The following is a 19630-nucleotide window of genomic DNA, read 5'->3' as shown; positions in this document are numbered from 1 at the left end:
GTATGCCCCCGTTTTAGCCTTGCTGTGAATATTCGTCCAGCACCTTAAGCGATATACCTGCGGCTTATGTCTCAGGGCCCGCAAAACCGGGCGGCTTATTCCAGCGTGCTCCGGCATTTTTCTGCCGCAAGCCTATACTTGGGCCTCAACCAGAAGTGATTCGGGAGCTTGACGATGTTTGCTCTCATGCACAGCACCCGCCTTGAATCGCTGCACCTGAGCATCGACCCGGTGACCGGGCTGAAGGCGGTCATAGCCATCCACAACAGCCGCCTGGGCCCAGCCCTGGGCGGGTGTCGTTACCTGTCTTACCCTGACGATGAAAGTGCCGTGGCCGACGCCGCGCGCCTGGCTCAAGGCATGAGCTACAAAGCTGCACTGGCCGGCCTGCCGGTGGGCGGCGGCACCGCAGTGATCATCCGCCCGGTACACGTCGAAAGCCGCGCTGCGTTGTTTGAAGCCTTTGGCCGCTGTATCGAGAAACTCGACGGACGCTTCATCACCGCGATCGACAGCGGCACATCGGTCGCCGACATGGACTGCATCGCCCAACACACCCGTTTCGTCACCAGCACCACTGCCGCCGGCGACCCTTCCGCGCACACCGCCATGGGCGTGTTCACTGGCATCCGCACTACCGCCATGGCCCGCTTGGGCAGCGACAACCTCGAAGGCTTGCGCGTCGCGGTGCAAGGCTTGGGCAATGTTGGCTACGCCCTGGCCGAACAACTGCACGCGGCGGGCGCCGAACTGCTGGTCAGCGACATCGACCACGGCAAGGTGCAACTGGCCATGGAACAACTCGGCGCGCACCCCATCGCCAACGACGCTTTGCTCAGCACCCCGTGCGACATCCTTGCGCCTTGCGGCCTTGGGGCCGTATTCAACCGCCTCAGCGTCGGCCAATTGCGCTGCGCCGCCGTCGCCGGTTCCGCCAGCGCACAACTGACCAACCTCGACGTGGCCGACCAGTTGGAAGGGCGCGGCATCCTCTACGCCCCGGACTACGTCATCAACTCCGGAGGCCTGATTTACGTCGCCCTCAAGCACGGCGGAGCCGAACTGCCGGGCATCACCGCCCACCTGGCGAACATCGGCACGCGACTCACGGAAATCTTCGCCCACGCCCAAGCCGAAAAACGCTCCCCCGCGCGGGTGGCGAATGAGTTGGCCGAGCGCCTGCTCTACAAATAACCCAGGCATTAAAAAGGCCCTGAGTCAGTGACCCAGGGCCTGTTCAATTCGGGCTTTATTCCGCCGCTGCGTTGAGCAACTCGGACAACGCGTCCGGCTGGCTCTTGAACGCCTTGGCAAACACATCGCGATTCTTCGCCATGTAGATCCCGGCTTCTTCCACCTGCTGCTCGCTCAGGGACGGCACGGCTTTTTGCAACACTTCTGCCAGCAACTCAGCGAGTTCAAGCATTTTGTCATGACGGTCAGCTTCGGCTTTATCCATGAACAAACGCTCCAGATCTCGGCTGCTGCGGTATACCACTTCGACGGCCATTCACCACCTCACATGCCTTCACGATAGTTGTCTTTTGCGACTACTGTATTTATATACAGCGAAAAGGATAAGCCAAACCACGGGATTTGGGTAGCAGCTTTTTAATGTAGCCGAGAAATAGCCGGCAGAGCACCTCAAACGCAGTCAGCGGCCTGAGCCCAGGGGGAGCAAGCTCCTTTGCCACAGGAGTGCGTTTGCGTGAACGACTGTGCCTCATGTCGCGTGGCCGTCATCTGATTTCTCACTTCCTGGCCTTTTTTCTGCATGCAGGACAACCGTCACGTCCAACCCGCACTATCCGGGCTGGCCGAGTCGCTGGGCAATCTGATCGTGGAGACGTTCCACTAACTGGCGCTGTGCGCCATTGGTGCGGTGACCGCGTGGGCGGCGGTGATGGATTTCTGGGGGGGCTGGAGAACGGCCACATCAAGATCGATGGCATCTTGCTGCTGTTCACCTACCCGTTACGAACATTTATTTTGGGCACAAAAGGGGCTAAATCCTTATGCTTGCTGAGCTTTGGCGCGCTTTAGCCAGCCAGGTAGTTTTTTTGATGGTAGGGGTGTGAGCAATGAACGACATACGTGGAATAGAGAGGCTGCGAAAAAGCCTTCATGGCGGGGCGGATTCGCTTGGGAATTTAGTAGTTGAGGCGTTCCACTACCTCGCTCTTTTTGGCATCGCTCTGATTACGATTTGGGCAGCGATCAGCGCATTCATCGGGATGCTCGGGCAAGAGAAAATCAGCGTTGATGACATCTTATTGCTCTTCATATATTTAGAGCTGTTGGCAATGTCAGGCATATATTTTAAGACAAATCATATGCCTCTGCGGTTCTTGCTCTATATAGGCGTGACGGCGCTGATTAGGCTGTTGATTAGCGATGTATCGCATCACAACGCACCAGACCTTGGGATTATTTACGTGTGTGGAGGAGTGCTTCTCTTGGCATTTGCGATTCTGGTCGTTAGATTTTCGTCTTCTAGATTTCCATCCGTAAAAGACAAGTCTGAGAATTGACTCAGTTGCCTACGCAAGACTGCACGACCTTTAAAACCCAACTCTTTCAAGGTCTTTAGACAGAACAGGCGACAAGCCCGCTCGCCACAGGGATCGTGTTCGCCCTACCAGACAGATTTCCAAAGACCTTGAAAGGGCTGCCTTTAAAACCGTAAAAAACCAGCACAGGTAATGCTGGTACGGGGGCGTTAATCTGCGCGGCGCACACCTTGAGCAGAGGCAGCCAAGCTTCAGTGATAACGCCCCACGGTTTCGGCTAGGTTTAGGTTTATTTGGCCGAGGTGTGCAGGACTTCAATCCAAAGCGCACCTTTGCCCGATGGGGCTTCCCCTACACGTTTCAAAACACCTTTATCGCTGACCGCATAGGTGCCGACTTTTTCGCTTTTCTCGCCGGTCACCAGTAACCATTTCCCATTGGGTGAAAACGCTATATTGCGAGGCTGTTTCTCTTCTACCGGGTAGTTGTCGAGAAAGCGCAGACCGCCGGTGGCCTTGTCCACCGCAAAAGCCGACACAGAACTGCTGGTGCGCTCACTCATCAGCAGCAGCTTACCATCCGGTGAGATGCGCAGGTCAGCCGCCCAAATGCGCGGCGTGGGGTCGTCTTTCAGGTCATTGTTGCGCGCATCACGCACTTCGCCGTGGGCCAATTTCAAACGTTCGGGAATGCCATTGGCCACGCCAATCTGCGTCAACGCACCCGTGCTGCCTTCGATGGAAAACGCGGTGACAGTACCGCTCATTTCACCGACCACATAGAGGTATTTGCCGTTCGCCGAAAAGGCCAAATGCCGTGGCCCGGTGTTGGCCGGAACACTGACGTAGCCACTGCCGATAGGTGTAAGCGCACCGGTTTTGGCATTGAAGCGATATTGCAACACATGGTCCGCCCCCAAGTTGCCGGAGTACGCAAAGCGATTGGTTGGATCGGTGCGCAGCGAGTGCGCATGCGGGCCTGTCTTGTAGGTGAGGATTTTGTCCGAAGGCTGCTCGGCGTTTTCGATGGCCTGCACGGTGAGTGTGTCGGCACCGTAGGACGCTGCCAGCAGATAATGCCCTGCGCGGTCGGTGGCCAGGTAGGCCATGCTTTCGGCCAACGGTGCTTTGGACTGCGGCGTCAAGCGCCCACTCGCCTGATCAATGCTGAACCCCTGAACCTGAAACGGCTTGACGCGCAAGGCCGCGAACAAGGTTTTCCCGTCCGGGCCAAGAGCCATGGGGTTGACCTGGTCGCCAGCGTTGACTTGGTCAACCAGCTTCAATGCACCGTTGCTTTCATCAAGACTGTACTGGGAAATCAGACCGTCGCCGGGGCTGGAGATATACGCGAAGGTTGCGGCCGCGGCTTGAACACTGATACCGCAGGCACAGACGGCGGCCAGGAAAAGGGGCTTATTCATGGTGATCCTTTTATTTTTATGTTTGTGATCAGTTATCGTATGACTTGAATTGGAGCACGGCAATATTTGTTTTTTGGCCGGATTTGATACGTTGCCGAACGTGCGATACGGCCCTTCCTATCGGAAGAAAGAACGGGTTGTTCAGCGCCACACCCCGTCGGCGTTCCCTTCGGTGAAAATCGAAGGCCCGCGTCGCAAGGGCGAGGCGAGCCTGGAGACCAAGTAGGACGAGCTTTAAAGCCCGATGCTGAAGGGCAGGGGGCGGGCGGGTGGTGGCTGCAGGAGTTTATGGCTGTCGCCGTCGGTCATCACCGCCAGGATCTCCATGGCGCTGTGACCCTGCTCAATGGCAATGCCGAATTGAATGCTTTGCACCAGGCGTTTGAGCCGTTGCGGATCGTTGCGTTGCTCGGCGCTGATCATGCGCTTGGCCACCACGCCATCCTCATTCGAGAGGGTGAGCATGATGCTGCCATCCAGCCGCTGGATGCTTAAGTTGACACGGTAAGTGGGCGTGAACGTGTCGGTGATGATCTGAAAAGGATTGTCCATAGTGCGTTACCGCCTGATAAGAACATGCAGTCATTGACGACCGGTGTCGGGATTGGTTCGCGTCTCCTGACCACCGGCCAAATTCCGTTTCCCTCAGAAGCTGTACAGCAAGGGCCGTGCCGTACAGCAACCTTCCAGACGCTGAAATCCAATGTGGGAGCGGGCTTGCTCGCGAATGCGGTCCCTCAGCCGAGTATTTATTGGCTGATACACCGTATTCGCGAGCAAGCCCGCTCCCACATTTTTTGTATTGTGCTTGAGGTCGGTGGTCTATTTCAGGGCAGCACGGAAAAAACGATCGCAGACAGCGCAATCAGCCCGATTACCACCACAAACACATTCGACGCCTGCCCTGAATACTGGCGCAGCGCGGGCACGCGGTGGATGGCGTACATCGGCATCAAAAACAGCAGGCACGCGATGATCGGCCCGCCCATGGTTTCGATCATCCCCAGGATGCTTGGGTTGAAGGTGGCCACGGCCCAGCAGGTCAGCACCATGAACAGTGCGGTGCTGCGTTCCAGCCATTTGGCCGACAGGCTGCGGTTACGCCCGCGCAGGGATTTGACGATCAAACCCTGGAAGCCTTCGCTGGCGCCGATGTAGTGGCCGAGGAAGGATTTGGTGATGGCCACCAAGGCAATCAACGGCGCAGCGTAGGCGATCACCGGCGTCTGGAAGTGGTTGGCCAGGTACGACAGGATCGAGATGTTCTGCGCCTTGGCCGCGGCCAGATCAGCCGGTGACAGCGCCAGCACGCAGCTGAAGCAGAAGAACATGACGGTCAGCACCATCATGCCGTGGGCGGTGGCGAGGATGCCGCTGCTTTTGCGCTCGGCTCCGGCGCCGTACACGCGCTTCTGGTCGACGGCAAAGGCGGAAATGATCGGCGAGTGGTTAAAGGAGAACACCATCACTGGGATCGCCAGCCACAGGGTTTTGAAGAACAGTGGCAGAGGCATGCCTTTGCTGGCGGAGGCGAAGAAGGCGCCGTTCCAGTTTGGCACCAGGCTCACCGCCAGCAACAACAGAGCCGCGACGAACGGGTAGACCAGCACGCTCATGGCCTTGACGATCACGCCCTGGCCGCAACGCACAATTGCCATCAGGCCGAGAATCAGCACCAGCGACAGGATCGCGCGGGGCGGCGGCGCCATGTGCAGTTGGTGTTCCATAAAGCTGCTCAGCGTGTTGGTCAGCGCGACGCTGTACACCAGCAGGATCGGGAAAATCGCGAAGAAGTAGAGCAGGGTGATCAGCTTGCCCGCGCCGACGCCGAAGTGTTCTTCGACCACCTCGGTGATGTCACCGGATGTGCCCGACAGCACAAAGCGCGTCAGCCCACGGTGAGCGAAGAAGGTCATGGGGAAAGCCAGCAGCGCCAGTACGATCAGCGGCCAAAAGCCGCCGACCCCGGCGTTAATCGGCAGGAACAGGGTGCCTGCGCCGATGGCGGTGCCGTAGAGGCCCAGCATCCAGGTGGTGTCGTGCTTGGTCCAGCCGGTTGTTGCGGTCGTTTCGGTAGCAGGATTGTCGGCAGCAGGTGTACGTACATCGGTCATCGGTATTGCCTCGTTATTATTTTTGCGCGGGCTCACGTGTGGGGCGGGTAGCAGTGCTCGTCAGCACTCCACCCAGCTGACCGCCAGGCCGCCCCGTGAAGTTTCTTTGTATTTGTCGTGCATGTCGGCGCCGGTGTCGCGCATGGTGCGGATCACCCGGTCGAGGGAAATGAAGTGTTTGCCGTCACCGCGCAGGGCCATTTGCGTGGCGTTGATCGCCTTGACGGCGGCGATGGCGTTGCGCTCGATGCACGGCACCTGCACCAGGCCACCGACCGGGTCGCAGGTCAGGCCAAGGTTGTGTTCCAGGCCGATTTCGGCGGCGTTTTCCAGTTGCTCAGGCGTAGCACCGAGGATGTCCGCCAGCCCTGCAGCGGCCATGGCGCAGGCTGAACCGACTTCACCCTGGCAACCGACTTCGGCGCCCGAGATCGAGGCGTTCTTCTTGCACAAAATGCCGACGGCAGCCGCGGCCAGGAAGAAATTGACCACGTCATCGTCGGACGCGTCGGGGTTGAATTTCATGTAGTAATGCAGCACCGCCGGGATGATGCCGGCCGCGCCATTGGTCGGCGCGGTGACCATGCGCCCGCCGGCGGCGTTTTCTTCGTTGACGGCGAGGGCGAACAGGTTGACCCATTCCATGGCCGACAAGGTCGAGGTGATGACATTCGGTTTGCCGATTTCCAGCAAGCTGCGGTGCAATTTCGCGGCGCGGCGCGGCACATCCAGCCCGCCGGGCAGGATGCCCTCATCGCGCAGGCCTTGTTCCACGCATTCGCGCATCACCGACCAGATATGCAGCAGGCCGCTGCGGATTTCTTCATCGCTGCGCCAGGCACGTTCATTGGCCATCATCAGCTCGGAAACCCGCAGGCCGTGCTTATTGCACAAGGCCAGCAGTTCGGCGGCGCTGGAAAAGTCGTAGGGCAATTCCACAGTGCTGGTGGGCGCAATGCCTGACTCGGCTTCTGCAGCTTCTATGATGAAACCGCCGCCCACCGAGTAATACGTTTGCTCACTCAACAGTCCGTTATCACCGTAGGCGTGCAGGGACATGGCGTTGGGGTGGTAGGGCAGGCTTTCGTCCAGCAGCAGGAGGTCGGTGTGCCAGTTGAACGCGATGTGATGAGTGCCGGCCAGAAGCAGCCTGCCGGATTCGCGCAGTTGCTGGATGCGGGCGTTGATCGAGGTTGGGTCGACCTGATCTGGCCATTCGCCCATCAGGCCCATCACGCAGGCGCGGTCGGTCGCGTGGCCGACGCCGGTGGCGGACAGCGAGCCGTATAAGCGCACTTCAATGCGACGGGTCTGGCTGAGCAGCTGTGTGTCTGTCAGTGCTTGGGCAAAGGTCGCCGCCGCCCGCATCGGGCCGACGGTGTGGGAGCTGGACGGGCCGATGCCGACTTTGAATAGATCAAAAACACTGATAGCCATGCTAAAGCCTTACAAGCAATGGAGTAGAAATCGCTGCCATGTTTTGTAGAGCAAGCGGAATTGGCGCGATACTGAGCCTCTGGATCGGCACTGACCAACGAATTATCCTAAGACACCCTTTAGCAGGACTAAACCCTATGAGCCGGCATCTCCACGGCCAGACGTACGTCTGGTTGCACGTTTTTTCCTGTGCGGCGCGGCATTTGTCGTTCACCCGCTGCGCCGAAGAGCTGCACATCACGCCGGGGGCGGTGAGCCAGCAAATTCGTCAGTTGGAGGAGCGTTTGGGCTTTCGGTTGTTCCATCGGCGCGCGCGCGGCGTGGAACTCAGCGCCGAAGGGCAGCGGCTGGCAACAACGGTGGCAGAGGCGTACGGCAGCATTGATGCAGAGTTGCAGCGGCTGGACGCGGGCATGATCAGCGGAACCTTGCGCCTGCGTTCTATCCCGTCGTTTTTGGGTAAGTGGCTGACCCCGCGTTTGCCGCGGTTGCAGCAACGCTTTCCGGATATCCAGCTGCGCATGGTTGCCGAAGACAGCAGTATTGCTCTGCACGAGGGCGATTTTGACCTGGCCATCGACTTGAACGACGGCAGCTACCCGGGCTTGTTATCCACAGCCTTGCTCGATGAGCAAATATTCCCGGTGTGCGCGCCGAGCCTGCTGCGCGGCAGGCCACCGCTGCATGGCCCGGCCGACCTGGTGCATTTCCCGCTGTTGCACGACATTACCGCCTGGCGTGGGAGTTATGAGTATGCCGAGTGGGAGTTTTACCTGAATGCCATTGGCTACCATGGCGCCGACGTTCGGCGCGGCCACACTTTCAATCGCAACCACCTGACCATTGAAGCCGCCATCGCCGGCATGGGCGTGGCCATCGCGCGGCGCACGCTGCTCAACGATGAACTGGAGCGCGGCACCTTGATCGTGCCGTTCGGCCTGGCCGTGCCCAACCATAAACGCTATGTGTTGCTGTATGCGCCAGGTGCGCTGAACCATCCAGGCGTGCGGGCGGTCCATGATTGGCTGGTGGAAGAAGCGAAGATTTTTCGTGGATTGCACCCCCTCGGAGAGGGGCAATTGTAGGGAAGTGGGCGTGTAAGAAGGCGTGCCCAACTCCCGACCATAACAGCGTGTTTGATGGTTGTCAGACTTAATTTGTAATGTGTGATTTATCTTCGCAAAGGGGTTGAATTGTTTTGCGGTCTGCCCAATTGTGTAATCAAGAGGTCATGGTTTTACCTGCCTGGTAAAGCAGTCGTGACCTCTCGCGAGCTAGCTGAAATAAGGGAAAAACTATGCAAATCCAAGTCAATAGCGATAACCATATTGAAAGCAGCATCCGACTGGAGGAGTGGGTACGTACTACCATTGAAAGCACGCTCGAACGTTACGAAGAGGACCTCACCCGCGTTGAGGTCTACCTCAAAGATGAGAACGGTGATAAGCCCGGTCCCCACGATTTAAGTTGCCGCCTGGAAGCACGGCCAAAGGGTCACCAGCCGGTTTCGGTGCTGCATAAAGCCGATACCCTGGAACAGGCGATCGACGGTGCCGCCACCAAGTTGGATCACGCGTTGGAACATCTGTTTGGCCGACTGCAAGGCAAGCCACGCGCTGCCGGGAAAAACCTGCCGGTCACCAAAGTGAATGAAGACGAACTTGAACAGGAGTTTCTTGAAAAAGAACGCGCTGTGTTTAACGGCTGATCGCTGAGAGTTTTTCATCCCCATGAAGACGGGCCTGCACACGCAGGCCCGTTTTTCGTTTAGCGGCTGCGACGGAAGAAATACCTGCTCATCAACGCCAGCCCGCACGCCCCCAAACCCGCAAACAGCATGGCCCAGCCGGCGCCGTGACGCAGTGCTGCACGGGCATCCTCACGCGCCAACCCCAACGCATCCAGTTTGCCTGCTGCAATATTCTGACTTATCGCCGGCCACTCCAGCGCGCTGGTTTCGGGTAGCAGGCTTGCAAGGTGATGGCTGATCCCCAGCAACAGCACCAGCCCCATCAGCGCAATGTTGAGCGCCAGCGTGATCAACCGCGCACTGAGGTCGATGCCCGACGCCATGCCCGCGCGATCAGCCGATACCGAGCCGGTGGTGGTGTTGGTGGTGGGTGAGTTGGTCAGGGCCAGCCCCACTCCCGCCAACGCGCAACTGAACAGCACTAAAACGATGCTTGGATGCGCAACGCCGTTGGCGGCGGCCATGGTCATAAAGCCCGCGCCCATCAAACCCAAACCCAGCGGAATGATGCGCTCGGCGCCATAGCGCAAGGCCAGGCGTTCGGCCAGCGGCGGCACCAGCAACGTCGGCAAGGTGTAGGCGAGCAGTGCGCCGCCGGTGGTCAAGGTGTCGTAGCCCAGCCCCGCCTGGAAGTAGAGCGGCAAGTAAATCATGAACGGCCAGAAGCTGAAGTTCATGCCGATCGAACCCATCAGCGCGCCATTGAAACGCTGGATGCGAAACACGCAAAAGTCGAACATCGGGTGGGCGCTGCGTCGCTCAACAACGATGAACAGCAGCAACGCGGCCAGCGCCAAACCTGCCCAACCCAGCATGGCCGGCGTTGCGAAACCCTTCTCTGAGCCTTGAGTGATGAAGTACACCAGCGCAAACACCGACAGCGTCAGCGTCAGCATGCCTGCGATATCGAGGCGGTGACTCGCCGGGTCGCGTGATTCCGTCACGCTGATGCGCAGCAGCACCAGGGTGAACAGGGTCAGCGGCACATGCACCAGAAACACCCAGCGCCAGTCCGCCACCGCCAGAATCAATGCGCCTACCATCGGCCCGAAACCCAGCCCCACACCCGCGATTACACCCCACACTGCAAAGGCCCGCGCCCGCGCCGCCGGTTCGCGAAACCGGTGCGACAGAATCGCGAACTGACAAATCATCATCGCCCCGGCACCGATGCCCTGTACAAACCGCGCGGCGATCAGCGTGGACGCATCGTTTGCCAGCCCACAGGCCAGTGAGGCCACTCCAAATACCCCCAAACACACCACCAGCATCCGCCGCCGGCCAAAGCGATCGGCCAATGTGCCGGCCGCCATCAATACGCTGGTGCAGGCCAGGGTGTAGGCGTTCATGATCCATTGGGCGTCCTGGAAACCCGTGCCCAGTTGTTGCTCCAGCGTCGGCAGGATGACCGGCACGCTGGAGATTTCCAGACCGAACATCAATGCCACCAGGCACACGGCGGTGAGCGCGAGGCCATCTGTGGCGGTGCGCGGAGGGCGGGCGGTGGCGATTGCGGCGGTGGGTGGCATGGGACTCTCCTGTCGATGGGGGTATACGCTTATTTTCAGGGGAATCTGATTCTTTATTCGTGATAAGTTTTCCGCTGATGAGGGAATCACAGGCGACAATAAAATCATGGCCACTCCACGTTTTGACGGCGTCGAGCTCTTTCTGCAGATCGTCGAAAGCGGCAACCTTACCGAAGCTGCCGAACGCCTAAACCTCACGCGTTCTGCGGTAGGCAAGGGTTTGGCACGACTGGAAGCGCGCTTGGGCACTTGCCTGTTGCAGCGCTCTACCCGGCGCCAGCGCCTGACCGAAGACGGGCAGGCGTACTACGAACATTGCTTGCGCGCACTGGCAGAACTTGAGGCCGCTGAATCGGTGCTGGAAAGTGGCCGGCAACAGCCGCGCGGTCGGTTGAGGGCGAGCCTGCCACTGGCGTTTGGGCACCATTACGCCGCCCCTGCCTTGTGGGGCTTGATGGACCGTTACCCGGAACTGGAGATCGAAATTTCGTTTTCTGACCGGCTGATAGACCTGGCGCAGGAAGGTTTTGACGTTGCGGTGCGCATTGGCCCGCTCCCGGACACAGACCGCCTGAGCGCGCGCCGTCTGGGCGAGCAGTCCGTGGGCCTGGCCGCGTCACCGGCGTATTTGCAGCGTGTTGGGCGGATTGAAAGCATCGATGACCTCGCAGGCCACCGAGGTATTGCCTACCGGAGCAATACCGCGTTCCGCTCGTGTGTGACATCGCCCTTGGTGCTGGACGACCTCCAGGCCGTAGCCGACGCCGCGATTGCGGGCGTTGGCCTGGCCTGGTTGCCGAGTTGGCTGATTGCGCACTATGTGCTGCGCGGGAGCCTGGAAGCGGTACTGCCCGGCTACCGCGAACAGCCCGCGCCGATCCACGTGATTTGGCCGACGGCGGCGCACATGCCAGCCAAAGTGCGCTGCGCCATTGATGCGCTAGTGGCGGCCACTCCCAGCTGCCTGGCGGGCAGTTAAACCCCAACCTGCAAGCCTGCTCCCACAGGGGGTTACAGCATTTGCAAAATAAGGTCAGTTAAAATGCGATGGACGTTTGCACGTACACAGTGCGCGGCTCGCCGACGTATTTGCCCTTGTTGTTATCGTCAAACGAGCGCGTGTAGTACTGCTTGTTGAGGATGTTTTTCACCCCAACCGCCACGTTCAAATCCGACAGCTGCGGGCCGAAGTCATACGCTGCGCGGCTGCTGAACAACATATAGCCCGGAATGCGCCCCGTGCTGCCGTCAGCGCTTTCTGCCTGTGTGTTGGCGTTGTCGGCAAACTGGCTGCTCTGGTAGCTGCTGTCCAGGTTGAGTTTCCAGCGGCCTTCGGTGTAACCCACGCCGAGCGTGCCTTTGTGCTTGGACGAAAACGGCACGCGGTTGCCTTTGTTCGGGCCGTCTTCGCGGATGGTTGCGTCCACGTAGGCGTAGGTGGCGTACACATCAAAACCGGCCAGCCCCGGGCTTAAACCATCGAGGGCGTAATTGATGCTCGACTCGATGCCCTGGTGGCGGGTTTCGCCACGGGCGATCACCGTATCGTTGGTCTGGTTGCTGTCGTACTGGTTGTCGAAGTTGATCAGGAACGCGCCGATTTCCGCACGCAAGGTGCCGTTGTCATAGCGCGTGCCGAGTTCCCAGGTGCGGGCCTTTTCCGGTTTCACTTCGCCGCTGGTCACGCGGTTTGGCATCTGGCTGTACTGCACGCTGCCGAACGAGCCTTCGGTGTTGGCGTAGAGGTTCCAGTCTTCGGTGAGGTGGTAGAGCACGTTCAACGCCGGCAGCGCGGTGTTGTAGTCGCCTTTGTACTTCACGTTTGTCAGGTTGTTGGTCTGCTGCGACTCGATCATCTCGTAGCGCACGCCCGGGGTGATGGTCCACTTGCCGATATCGATGCGGTCGTCGACGAAAAATGCATTGGCTTCGGTGGCGCCACGGGTGTCGCGGTCGTTACGGCTGTTGGTGTCGGGCAGTTGCTGGTTGGCGCTGATCGGCGTGCGGTAGCGCAATTCATGCCCGGCTTCGTTGATGTAGCGGTAGCCGACGCCGACTTCATGGCTGGTCGGGCCAAGGTCGAAGCCTTGAGCGAAACGGGTTTCGAGGCCGCGCACCCAGTACTCGCGCGGCGACAGCGAAAGGAAGTTGCCCTGGTCGAGGTAGCCGTTACGCAAGGTGGTGGTGAAGAAGGTGTTGGCAGTGAATTCGCGACGGTCTTGCTGGTAACGGTAACCGGCGTTGAACATCGTGCGGCGGCCCCAGAATTTGTCGTAGGCGCGGGTGGACTGATAGGGGTCGGCCTTGTAGTCCTTGACGTTCAAGCCGCCGGGCATATCGGCCTGGCCTTCGTAGTACTGCGCCATGGCGTTAAAGCTGTTGGCGTCGTCGAGCTGGTACTTGCCCTTGAGGATCAAATCGTCGATGCGCGTGTTGCTGTTTTCCCGCCAGTCGCCGCCACGGGTGCCGGAGTACAAAATCGCGCCGCCCAGGCCGTTGTCGGCAGTGCCGCCGGCCAGCAGGTTGCCGGTGGTTTTGAAGCCGTCGTGGCTGGAAGACGGGCTGGTTTCGGTCTGCAAGCCGCCTTTTACGGTGGGGGCATCCGGGATCGCGCGCGTGACGAAGTTGACAATGCCGCCGACGTTTTGCGGGCCGTAGCGCACCGCGCCGCCGCCGCGAACCACGTCTACTGCGTCCATGTTGCCCATGCTGATCGGCGCGAACGACAGCTGCGGCTGGCCGTAAGGCGCGAAGGGCACCGGGATGCCGTCCATCAATACGGTGGAGCGCGACGCCAGGCGTGGATTGAGGCCGCGAATGCCGAAGTTCAGCGCCATGTCGTGGCTGCCGGTGCCGTTGTTGTCCGGGGCGTTGACGCCGGGAATGCGGTTGAGCACATCGCGGGCCTGGGTTGCGCCCTGGCGCTCGAACTCGTCGCGGCGGATCACATCGCGTGCGCCGGGGTGTTCGAACACGTTGGTTTGCGCAGCGTCGCCGAGCCAGTCGCCAACCACGTTTGAGGTTTGCAGTTCGAGGGTCGCCGGGGCGTTTGCAGGTTGCAGGCTGTAAGCGTTTTCGCCCTCGGCGCGAGCTTGCAGGCCAGTGCCTTCGAGCAGTTTTTGCAGGCCCTCAGCGGCGCTGTAATTGCCTGACAACCCTGGGCTCTGCATGCCCGCCGTGACCTCTGAACCGAAAGAAATCAGTACGCCGGCTTCGCGGCCAAACTGGTTCAGGGCTGTTTCCAGCGAGGTCGGCGCGATGTGGTACGGCTTGGCGTCGGCCGCCATCACCGGCGAGAGCACGGTCAGGCTGAGGCTGGCGCCGAGCAGTAGTTGGCGCAAGGTGCGGGCGAGAAGCGTTGGTGGCTGGGGCATGAAGGGCGGTCCTGAGAAGGAAGGATCAAGGTGGCTTTCCTTCTCTGTCACGCGAGGGTTGGAAAACGGCTCAGTGTTTTTTAAAAAAGTTTAGACGCGTGCCTGGACGCTCACCCAGTAGCGCGTGAAGCGCCGAACCTTGACCGGCAAACTCACTTCCAACAGGTCGAGAATGCGCTCGCTGTCATCCAGCGGGTAACTGCCGGACAGCAGCAAATTTGCCACCTGCGGGTCGCAATGCAGTTGGCCTCGGCGGTAGCGGCCCAGCTCATTGAGAAAGTCTTCCAGGCGCATATGCGCGGCCACCAGCATGCCGTCGGCCCAGGCGCCGCTGTTGGCGTCGGTGGGGCGCGGAGTGTCCCAGCCCTTGCGGGTGAAATTGACCTGGCGCGAGGCTTCGACGGTGAGCGGCAAACCGTTGTAGCTGTTTGGCATGACGTCCACATGGCCGTCGAGTACGGCCAGTTGGGTATGGTCGTTGAACTGGCGCACATTCAGTCGCGCCGCCTGGCTACTGAGCAAACCTTGGCCAGTGAGGATTTTCAGGGGGGCCTGTGCGGCGCGAGCGGTCAGCAGGATTTCGCCTTCCAGCAGACGGATCAAACGCTGCTCGCCATCGAAATGCACATCCACCGCGCTGCCGGTATTGAGCTGCAACTGGCTGCCATCGGCCAGTTGTACGCGGCGGCGCTGGCCGACGGGGCTGCGGTAATCGGCAGTCAGTGGCGGCAGAACGTGTTGCTGGCGCAAACCCCAGGCGGCGGCGGAACCGGCGCCGAGGATCAGCAACAGCTTCAACGCCTGACGCCGGCTGCTGGACTTCGGCGCATTCACCGCCGCATGCGCCAGCGGCGAGGGCATGCCGCGCAGGCGCTGATTGACGCGCTGGATATGGTCCCACGCGCGTTGGTGCTCACTGTGCGCTGTCAGCCATTGCTGCCAGGCCGCCTGCTGGCGCGGGTTGAGTGCGCCTTGCTGCATTTCCATCAGCCAGTGCACGGCTTGTTCGGCGACTTGCGTGGAGAAATTCATAGGGCAAAGTAGCAGCGCATGGCGGCTTTATTCAGGTGGCGTTTGACGGTGGCGAGGGAGATGCCGAGTTCCGTGCCGATTTGCGCGTAGGTCAGGCCATCGAGCTGTGCCAGCAGGAACGCGCGCTTGACCTGAACGGGCAAGCCGTCGAGCAATTGGTCCAGCTCTACCAGGGTTTGCAGGATGATCGCGCGTTCTTCTTCCGACGGTGCCACGTGCTCGGGCATCTGCGCCAGTGCATCGAGGTAGGCGCGCTCCAGGTCCTGGCGACGGTAAAAATTGAACAACACGCGCTTGGCGACTGTGGTGAGGAAAGCGCGCGGCTCGATCAAGGTCGGGGTTTCGCGCGCGGTCAGCACGCGGATGAACGTGTCCTGGGCCAGGTCGGCCGCGCTTTCCGGGCAGCCGAGCTTGCGTCGCAACCAGCCGGTGAGCCAGTGGTGATGGTCCTGATACAAGACTTCGACGGTGTTTGACGGATGCAACGCGATCACTCCATAAGCAATAGCATGCTTTAGAGAACAAGAATTGTTCGCATTGTAGGGTGCCAGACAAGGTTCGGCAATCCGCCAGGGCAGGTGATTCATCCGTTCTCTTTTGCTTATGAGAATATTTATCATTAATATTGCGCACCGATGAACCTGGCGCTGCCCGCATGAAAAGCACAACCTCACTTCCCGCCGCTTACCGCCTTGCCGTCACGTCCCGCGTGTTGGCTGCCGTGGTCGGCGGCTATTTGATGGCTTCCCTGGCAGCCGTTTGCCTGGCGCTGTGGATGCCCACTTCGCGCGCCGACGCCGTGATTACCGGGATGATGAGTTCGTTTGTGTTCTATTTGCTCGCCGTCATCTGGTGCTTCGCTTGCCGCACCGCGTGGCGCGCCTGGTGGGGCGTGATGCTGCCGAGCGCGCTGTTTGCGGCCCTGGCGGGCGTGGGTTACTGGATGGTGCGCACATGAAAGAGGGCTTTCGTCAGGCGATGGCCTGGTTGCACACCTGGGCTGGATTGATCTTCGGCTGGCTGCTGTTTGCGATTTTTCTGACAGGCACGCTGGCGTATTTCAAGGACGAAATTACCCACTGGATGCAGCCCGAAGTGCAGGCGCACCCATTGGACGACGCGCGCAGTCTTGCTGCCGCCCAAACCTATCTGCAGCAACAGGCACCCAATGCTGCGCGCTGGTTTATCACCTTGCCAGACAGCCGAGACCCCGGCCTGTCGGTGATGTGGCAAGACAAGGTCGACCCCGGCAAACGCGGCAATTTCATTCAGAAAGTCCTCGACCCGCTCACCGCTCAACCGGTGCAGGCCCGCGAAAGCATGGGCGGCGATTTCTTCTACCGCTTCCACTTCCAGCTGCAAATGCCCTACCCGTGGGGCCGCTGGCTGTCGACCATCGCCGCCATGGTGATGTTCATCGCGCTGATCACAGGCATCATCACCCACAAAAAAATCTTCAAGGACTTCTTCACCTTCCGCCCTCGCAAGGGCCAGCGGTCCTGGCTCGACGGACACAACGCCGTCGGCGTGCTGGTGCTGCCGTTCCACTTGATGATCACCTACAGCAGCCTGGTGATTTTCATGAGCATGGTGATGCCCGCACCCATCGTCGCTTCGTATGGCGACGACAGCCGCGCATTTTTCAACGAGGTGTTTCCCAATACAGACAACCTTCCCGCGCTCGGCCAGCCGGGGCAATTGTTGCCCTTGCTGCCGATGTATCAGCAAGCGCGCGAACAATGGGCGGGCGGGCATGTCGGGCGGTTGGTGGTGAATAACCCGAGTGATGTGAATGCCTCGGTCAATGTGGTCCGCGCCGGTTCCGACCGGGTGGTGCATGATTTCGGCAGCAGCGTGTCATTCAGCGGTACCACCGGCGACGTGTTGCGGGTCAGTGGCGAGCAGTCGCTACCGGCAGCGATTGGCGGCAGTTTTTACGGCTTGCACATGGGCCATTTCGCCGGCCCGGTGCTGCGTTGGCTGTACTTCATCTGTGGCTTGGCAGGTACGGCGATGATCGGCACCGGCCTGGTGATTTGGCTCGGCAAACGTCAGCTCAAGCACGCCAAAACGGGCGTGATGCCATTTGAATTGCGGCTGGTGGAAGTGCTGAACATCGCCAGCATGACCGGGCTGATGATCGCCATCGCCGCATTTTTCTGGGCTAACCGCCTGCTGCCGGTGAGCTTTGCCGAGCGCTCCGGCTGGGAAGTGCAGGTCTTCTTTATTGCCTGGGGGTTGAGTGGGCTGCATGCGCTGTCGCGTCGGGGCCGCCAGGCCTGGGTCGAACAATTGAGTGTTGGCGCGCTGCTGTTTGTCGCGATCCCGCTGCTGAACGCGCTGACCACCTCGCAACATCTGGGCGTGTCACTCGCCAAGGGCGACTGGGCCATGGCCGGCTTCGACCTGACGTGCCTCGCCAGCGGGCTGTTTCTCATGTGGGCAGCCTGGAAGATGCAACGCCGCACGGTGCCGCAACCCCAGGCCGCCCGTGCGCGTGGTTTGGCGCTAAAGCAGGAGGCCCACTGAATGCTCCTCGCGTCGCTGATGTGCTACGCCGGTTTTTGCGCACTGTGCCTGTCCACCGACCGTCACCATGGCGAGTTACTGCGCAGCAAACCTTCACCGCGTCGGCGCTTGAGCCTGCGCGTCGCCGGTTGGCTGCTGTTGAGCGTGTCGATCTGGCCCGCCGTCGCCGCCACCGGATGGGGCCAGGGACTGGTGGAGTGGTGCGCCGTGCTGATGCTCAGCGCGCTGCTGTTGGTGTTGCTGTTGCCGTACCGGCCCAGGCTGGCCTTGATCCTGGCAGGCGTTAGCTTGCTCGCCAGCCCTGTTGCGGCCTTCGCCTTCTCCTGAGTTTCTCGTGATGATCAGCACCCCACCCGAATCCCAGGACAACCCGCACACCGATGCGGCCGGTGGGCGTGCGCATTTCCTGCAGGTGTTTTTGTCCCAGCGTTCGCAGATGGAAGCACTCGTCAGCCGGCGCGTCGGTTGCCGCGCCACGGCGGCGGACCTGGTGCAGGACCTGTTCCTGCGCTTCTGGCGTCGGCCGCTGGTGCAGGTCGAAGAACTCAGCACTTACTTGCTGCGCTGCGCCGGCAACATCGCCATCGACCATCTGCGCAGTGAAAGCGCGCGGGTACGCAGCAACGAAGGCTGGTTGCCGGAACAGCAAGACAACGGCGGTTCCGAGCCTCAAGCGGCGCTCGAGGCGGGCAACGATTTGCGCCATGTCGAAGCCGCCTTGCGCAGCTTGCCGGAGCGCACCCGGCAGATTTTCCTGCTCAACCGCATTCACGGGCGCAAGTACGCAGAAATCGCCAAAGCCATGGGCCTGTCCCAAAGCGCCGTGGAAAAACATATGATGCGCGCCCTCGAAGCCTGCAAAGCCAGCCTTCGCGAACCATCGACCCCACGCTCGCCAGGGAAAGCACCGTGAACGCCACCCCCACGCCCGCTCAGGAACAGGCCGCTCTTGACTGGTTGAGCCTGTTGCACGACAGGCCCAGCAGTGGCGATCAGGCCACGTTCAGCCAGTGGCTGCGAGCCGACCCGGCGCACGTCCAGGCCTATTCTCAGGCCCAGGTGCTGTGGGAGTTGAGCGAAGTGCCCGCACGCGCACTGGCGGACGAAGATGCACTGGCCTTGCAGGGTTACCTCAACGCGATGAACACCTCCAAACGCTCGCGGGTGGTGCGCGGGTTCGGCGCGTTGGCTATGGCCGCGTGCCTGCTGGTGATGGTGTCGATGGGCGCCGGTTGGCAGCCGTCGCGGTGGGTCGATGACCTGGGTGCCGATTACGTGACCGCGCCAGGTGAGGTCAAAACCTTCACCCTGGCTGATCAATCCCGCGTCACCCTGGATGCTGACAGCGCCATCGACGTGGATTTCAGCCAGGGCGAACGGCACATCCGCTTGCGTCGCGGCGCGGGCTTTTTCAGCGTGACCCACACCGGCCAGCCCTTCGTAGTGGAGGCGGGCAGCGGTGAGGCACGCGTGCTGGGCACCCAGTTCGAAGTGCGCCTGCAACCGGCCGGCGCCGAGGTGACGGTGTTGTCTGGCCGGGTCGGCGTGACGCCGTCCCACACCGGCCAACAGCAAGTTCTGACGGCAGGCCAGCAAGTCGCCTACACCGAAGGCGTGGCGCAGGCCATGCACCCGGTCGACAGCGAATCGCGCCTGGCCTGGCGTGACGGCTGGCTCAATTACTACAAGGCGCCGTTGGCCGATGTGGTCAAGGACCTCGGCCGATATTACCCGGGCCGCATTCTTTTGCTGAATGACGAGATGGGCGCCAAGCGCGTCAGCGGCAGCTTTCCGAGCAAAGACCCACAGGCGGTGTTGAATGCCTTGCAAGCCGTGCTGGGCTTCGAGCAACACAGCCTGCTGGGCCGAATGATTGTGTTGCGTTAGACACATACACCGCTGCGCCTTCACCGAACCGTCATCGCAATCACC

At 60.6% G+C, this 19630-nt stretch carries 19 protein-coding genes and 1 pseudogene; 11 read left to right on the top strand and 9 right to left on the bottom strand.

Features of this window, described 5'->3' with window-relative positions; genetic code table 11:
- The first annotated feature begins 174 nt into the window (after nt 1-174).
- Nucleotides 175-1194, top strand: a complete 1020-nt coding sequence (locus Q7C20_RS20670; protein ID WP_375069859.1) for a Leu/Phe/Val dehydrogenase — start codon at nt 175-177, stop codon at nt 1192-1194.
- A 55-nt stretch (nt 1195-1249) separates the two neighbouring features.
- Here Q7C20_RS20670 and Q7C20_RS20665 read toward each other — a convergent pair whose 3' ends face one another.
- Nucleotides 1250-1510, bottom strand: a complete 261-nt coding sequence (locus Q7C20_RS20665) for a YebG family protein (protein ID WP_003171979.1) — start codon at nt 1508-1510, stop codon at nt 1250-1252.
- A 571-nt stretch (nt 1511-2081) separates the two neighbouring features.
- Between Q7C20_RS20665 and Q7C20_RS20660 the strand changes: the two genes are divergently transcribed.
- The gene (locus Q7C20_RS20660) at nt 2082-2531 is read left to right on the top strand and encodes a phosphate-starvation-inducible PsiE family protein (protein ID WP_348057940.1); all 450 of its coding nucleotides are present in this window, start codon (nt 2082-2084) and stop codon (nt 2529-2531) included.
- 268 nt (nt 2532-2799) lie between these two features.
- Here the strand turns inward: Q7C20_RS20660 and Q7C20_RS20655 are convergent, their stop codons facing one another.
- A complete protein-coding gene (locus tag Q7C20_RS20655; protein WP_375069857.1) occupies nt 2800-3933 on the bottom strand; it encodes a lactonase family protein in 1134 nt (377 codons plus the stop codon).
- A gap of 145 nt (nt 3934-4078) precedes the next feature.
- Here Q7C20_RS20655 and Q7C20_RS20650 point away from each other — a divergent pair.
- Nucleotides 4079-4159: pseudogene (locus tag Q7C20_RS20650) on the top strand (phosphate-starvation-inducible protein PsiE); the annotation flags it as partial.
- Between the two features lie 8 nt (nt 4160-4167).
- On the opposite strand, the gene Q7C20_RS20645 reads toward Q7C20_RS20650, so the two are convergent.
- The 3 genes from Q7C20_RS20645 to Q7C20_RS20635 all read right to left on the bottom strand — a co-directional run bounded on the left by Q7C20_RS20645 (nt 4168) and on the right by Q7C20_RS20635 (nt 7484).
- Nucleotides 4168-4485 carry a DUF3509 domain-containing protein gene (locus Q7C20_RS20645; RefSeq protein WP_375069856.1) on the bottom strand — a complete coding sequence of 106 codons (318 nt, stop codon included), beginning with the start codon at nt 4483-4485 and terminating at the stop codon, nt 4168-4170.
- Nucleotides 4486-4760: 275 nt separating this feature from the next.
- Entirely contained in the window at nt 4761-6047 is a 1287-nt protein-coding gene (locus Q7C20_RS20640) for a serine/threonine transporter (protein WP_375069855.1), read from the bottom strand.
- A 60-nt stretch (nt 6048-6107) separates the two neighbouring features.
- Nucleotides 6108-7484, bottom strand: coding sequence for an L-serine ammonia-lyase (locus tag Q7C20_RS20635; protein WP_348057932.1), 1377 nt, complete (start codon nt 7482-7484; stop codon nt 6108-6110).
- 137 nt (nt 7485-7621) lie between these two features.
- Here Q7C20_RS20635 and Q7C20_RS20630 point away from each other — a divergent pair, with 137 nt between their 5' ends.
- Both Q7C20_RS20630 and Q7C20_RS20625 read left to right on the top strand, forming a co-directional pair.
- Nucleotides 7622-8569 carry a LysR substrate-binding domain-containing protein gene (locus tag Q7C20_RS20630; protein ID WP_348057930.1) on the top strand — a complete coding sequence of 316 codons (948 nt, stop codon included), beginning with the start codon at nt 7622-7624 and terminating at the stop codon, nt 8567-8569.
- Nucleotides 8570-8781: 212 nt separating this feature from the next.
- Nucleotides 8782-9192, top strand: coding sequence for an HPF/RaiA family ribosome-associated protein (locus Q7C20_RS20625; RefSeq protein WP_348057929.1), 411 nt, complete (start codon nt 8782-8784; stop codon nt 9190-9192).
- 59 nt (nt 9193-9251) lie between these two features.
- Here the strand turns inward: Q7C20_RS20625 and Q7C20_RS20620 are convergent, their stop codons facing one another.
- Nucleotides 9252-10763 carry an MFS transporter gene (locus Q7C20_RS20620; protein WP_375069853.1) on the bottom strand — a complete coding sequence of 504 codons (1512 nt, stop codon included), beginning with the start codon at nt 10761-10763 and terminating at the stop codon, nt 9252-9254.
- A gap of 106 nt (nt 10764-10869) precedes the next feature.
- Between Q7C20_RS20620 and Q7C20_RS20615 the strand changes: the two genes are divergently transcribed.
- Nucleotides 10870-11742 (top strand): LysR family transcriptional regulator, encoded by an 873-nt coding sequence (locus tag Q7C20_RS20615; RefSeq protein ID WP_348057927.1) that lies wholly within the window; start codon nt 10870-10872, stop codon nt 11740-11742.
- Nucleotides 11743-11800: 58 nt separating this feature from the next.
- On the opposite strand, the gene fecA is transcribed toward Q7C20_RS20615, so the two are convergent.
- From fecA to Q7C20_RS20600, 3 genes are all read right to left on the bottom strand, one after another.
- On the bottom strand, nt 11801-14137 hold the full coding sequence (fecA, locus tag Q7C20_RS20610) for a TonB-dependent Fe(3+) dicitrate receptor FecA (protein ID WP_375069852.1): 2337 nt from the start codon (nt 14135-14137) through the stop codon (nt 11801-11803).
- Nucleotides 14138-14227: 90 nt separating this feature from the next.
- Nucleotides 14228-15169 carry a FecR domain-containing protein gene (locus tag Q7C20_RS20605; RefSeq protein ID WP_375069850.1) on the bottom strand — a complete coding sequence of 314 codons (942 nt, stop codon included), beginning with the start codon at nt 15167-15169 and terminating at the stop codon, nt 14228-14230.
- Nucleotides 15166-15654, bottom strand: a complete 489-nt coding sequence (locus Q7C20_RS20600; protein ID WP_375069849.1) for a sigma-70 family RNA polymerase sigma factor — start codon at nt 15652-15654, stop codon at nt 15166-15168. The genes Q7C20_RS20605 and Q7C20_RS20600 overlap by 4 nt, the downstream gene beginning before the upstream one ends.
- A 170-nt stretch (nt 15655-15824) precedes the next feature.
- On the opposite strand from Q7C20_RS20600, the gene Q7C20_RS20595 reads away from it, so the two are divergent.
- Genes Q7C20_RS20595 through Q7C20_RS20575 form a run of 5 tightly spaced genes read left to right on the top strand, consistent with a single transcriptional unit; the run spans nt 15825 to nt 19585 of the window.
- Nucleotides 15825-16127, top strand: a complete 303-nt coding sequence (locus Q7C20_RS20595) for a DUF3649 domain-containing protein (RefSeq protein WP_375069848.1) — start codon at nt 15825-15827, stop codon at nt 16125-16127.
- Complete coding sequence (locus Q7C20_RS20590; protein ID WP_375069847.1) at nt 16124-17698, top strand: PepSY-associated TM helix domain-containing protein; 1575 nt, start codon at nt 16124-16126, stop codon at nt 17696-17698. The genes Q7C20_RS20595 and Q7C20_RS20590 overlap by 4 nt, the downstream gene beginning before the upstream one ends.
- Complete coding sequence (locus Q7C20_RS20585; protein WP_375069845.1) at nt 17699-18025, top strand: DUF3325 domain-containing protein; 327 nt, start codon at nt 17699-17701, stop codon at nt 18023-18025.
- A gap of 7 nt (nt 18026-18032) precedes the next feature.
- Entirely contained in the window at nt 18033-18611 is a 579-nt protein-coding gene (locus Q7C20_RS20580) for an RNA polymerase sigma factor (RefSeq protein ID WP_375069843.1), read from the top strand.
- Complete coding sequence (locus Q7C20_RS20575; RefSeq protein WP_375069841.1) at nt 18608-19585, top strand: FecR domain-containing protein; 978 nt, start codon at nt 18608-18610, stop codon at nt 19583-19585. The genes Q7C20_RS20580 and Q7C20_RS20575 overlap by 4 nt, the downstream gene beginning before the upstream one ends.
- The last annotated feature ends 45 nt before the right edge of the window (nt 19586-19630 follow it).

Origin of the sequence: Pseudomonas sp. AMR01 (assembly GCF_041946035.1) — a bacterium.
Taxonomy (GTDB): domain Bacteria; phylum Pseudomonadota; class Gammaproteobacteria; order Pseudomonadales; family Pseudomonadaceae; genus Aquipseudomonas; species Aquipseudomonas antarctica_B.
This window is presented reverse-complemented; position numbering and strand designations above follow the sequence as displayed.